Below are 2,564 nucleotides of genomic sequence, written 5' to 3'. Positions count from 1 at the left end.
AGCTTACCCTACAGTTCGATTATATCTGGTATGGCGATTTCCCTATCGATGAAGTGAAATTCGACCCTATTAAGCAATCGTTTAACCAGTTTAACAACCAGATTAAATGAAAGGCTACAAATTATACCTGATTATCGGTTCCATTCTAATTTTGGGTTATTTAATTGCGCAGTATAATAAGCCTACGCCAACAAACTGGGCGCCAACATATGCTATTAAAGATAAAATCCCTTACGGAACATATATTTTATACAATAGAATTAAAGATATTTTGCCCTCGGCAAGTATTCAACAGTCGAAAACAGCTGTTTATACTACGCTAAAATCTAAAAGATTCAATAAAACGGCTTATATAATCGTTGCACAAAAGGCAGATATTAGTAAAACTGATCTTGAACAGCTGATAAAATATATGCAAGCGGGCAATGATGTATTTATAGCCACTTATGATTTAGGAAAAATAAGGAAGGAACTTAAAGTGCAAACTTCTACCGCAATGTCTCCCGAAGGAAGTACCTTAAATTTCACCAATCCAGAACTAAAAACTGATGCAAACTATGGTTTTGAAAGAGGCATCGGCAGCCAGTATTTTAGTAAGGTAGACAGCAGCAAAACGACAATACTTGGCGTAAATGGGAAAGGCCAGCCTAACTTTATCCGTTATGCTTACGGAAAAGGCAATCTCTACCTCATCGCAGAACCCGGTTTTTACACTAATTTTAATCTGCTAGATAAATATGGTGCAGAATATGCCGCTAAAACCTTGAGCTATTTACATGGAAATAAGCAGCTCATTTTCGACGAATATTTTTCTGCACAAAAGAACACCGCTACCGATATACTCAAGGTATTCTTTAAACATCCTGAACTGGAGTTTGCATACTATCTGGCAATATTTAGCCTGATAGTTTTTGTCTTGTACGACATTAAGCGCAGGCAAAGAATTATCCCAATCGCAGATCCGCTTACTAATTCTTCTTTGGCCTTTGTTAATGTGGTGGGCAGTGTTTATTACCACGAGCGGAACAACCTCGATATAGCCTTAAAAAAGATCAATTACTTTATGGAGTACTTAAGAACCAGGTATTATGTAAAGACCAACGATATCGACAGCAAATTTGCTCAGGTGCTAATGGAGAAAACAGGGATTAATGAAGCGCTGGCCAAAACCCTGACTAAACATTTTATCCAAACGCCAACAATGGGCGATTTAAGCGATACCCAATTGATTAATTTAAACGAAAGCATAGAACAGTTTTATAAAAATACGCAAAGTAATGGAACAAGAACAGTTTAACCCACGTACCGATTTAAGTGCCTTAAATGAAGCTGTAAATCAAATCAGAAATGTACTTGGAAATATCATTATCGGCCAAAAACAGGTTATTGATTTCTTAATTGTTGGTTTGCTTGCCGACGGGCACATCTTAATTGAAGGAGTACCTGGTGTAGCCAAAACCCTGAGCGCTAAATTGCTGGCAAAATCTATTGATGCACAATTTTCGAGGGTTCAGTTTACCCCCGATTTAATGCCATCTGATGTTTTAGGAACCCCGATTTTTAATACCAAAATAGGAGATTTCGAATTTAGAAAAGGTCCTATTTTTGGCAATATTATTCTGGTTGATGAAATTAACCGTGCACCTGCAAAAACCCAATCGGCCTTGTTCGAGGTGATGGAAGAGCGCCAGGTAACTATAGATGGCCATACCTATATCATGGACGAACCTTTTATGGTATTGGCCACACAGAACCCGATTGAGCAGGAAGGAACATACCGCCTGCCTGAAGCACAATTGGATAGGTTTTTATTTAAAATAGAAGTTAAATACCCTTCGTTAGCCGAAGAAACTGCGATTTTAATGGCTCAGCACACTTTAGTTAATAAAACATTATTAAACGATGTAAAACCAGTATTGTCTGTTAAACAGATACAAGAGGCTAGAGCAATCATCCGCAATTTGTTTGTAGAGCCAAAATTATTGGAGTTTATTGCCAAAATCGTAAATGAAACCCGCAACAATTCATCACTTTATCTAGGCGCTTCGCCAAGGGCATCTTTAGCAATTGTACACAGCGCAAAAGCTTTCGCTGCTATTCAAAACCGCGATTTTGTTACACCTGAAGATATTATTGCCGTTGCAGGCCCTGTATTGGCGCACAGGATATTGTTATCACCTGAAAAAGAAATGGAAGGATTAACCACAAGCGACATTGTTAATCAGATTATTAAAAAAATTGAAGTACCGCGATAGGTCAGTTATCGGTAGCCAATTTTCAGTTTACAGTTGGCTACTAACAGTTAACCAGTTTAAACAATTAACCGATTAAACAACATTGAAAAAATTCTTTCAGCAATATTACAACAATCTATTCCTAAGCGATCGCTTGTTTGCAGCTTTAGGCCTCTGCATTGTGCTTTTTTTGTTGAAGTTCTTTTTTGCCTGGCTGGGCGATATCCCTGAAATTGCCACTGGCGTCGTATTTGTTTTATTTTTTATCGATATTTTTATTCTATATCGAAATACTCAAGGGATTGATGCCAAAAGAATTACCTCGAAACG

The 2,564-nt window shown here is 37.6% G+C and carries 2 protein-coding genes and 1 pseudogene; all 3 read left to right on the top strand.

What is annotated here, in order from left to right; all coding sequences use genetic code 11:
* Nucleotides 1–106 precede the first annotated feature (106 nt).
* Nucleotides 107–1,297, top strand: coding sequence for a DUF4350 domain-containing protein (locus tag AC1DND_RS25490; protein WP_477585338.1), 1,191 nt, complete (start codon nucleotides 107–109; stop codon nucleotides 1,295–1,297).
* Nucleotides 1,278–2,255: an AAA family ATPase gene (locus AC1DND_RS25485; RefSeq protein ID WP_215129456.1), complete on the top strand. Its 978-nt coding sequence runs from the start codon at nucleotides 1,278–1,280 to the stop codon at nucleotides 2,253–2,255. The genes AC1DND_RS25490 and AC1DND_RS25485 overlap by 20 nt, the downstream gene beginning before the upstream one ends.
* An 82-nt stretch (nucleotides 2,256–2,337) precedes the next feature.
* Nucleotides 2,338–2,564, top strand: a pseudogene (locus AC1DND_RS25480) (DUF58 domain-containing protein); the annotation flags it as partial.

It is taken from the genome of Pedobacter sp. 01N416, from assembly GCF_056399685.1.
Note: the sequence above shows the minus strand (reverse complement) of the source record. Positions and strands in the feature narration are given on the sequence as shown.

Coding starts and splice junctions, on each gene's coding strand:
- AC1DND_RS25490 (WP_477585338.1), top strand. CDS start 107: ATGAAAGGCTACAAATTATACCTGATTATCGGTTCCATTCTAATTTTG.
- AC1DND_RS25485 (WP_215129456.1), top strand. CDS start 1,278: ATGGAACAAGAACAGTTTAACCCACGTACCGATTTAAGTGCCTTAAAT.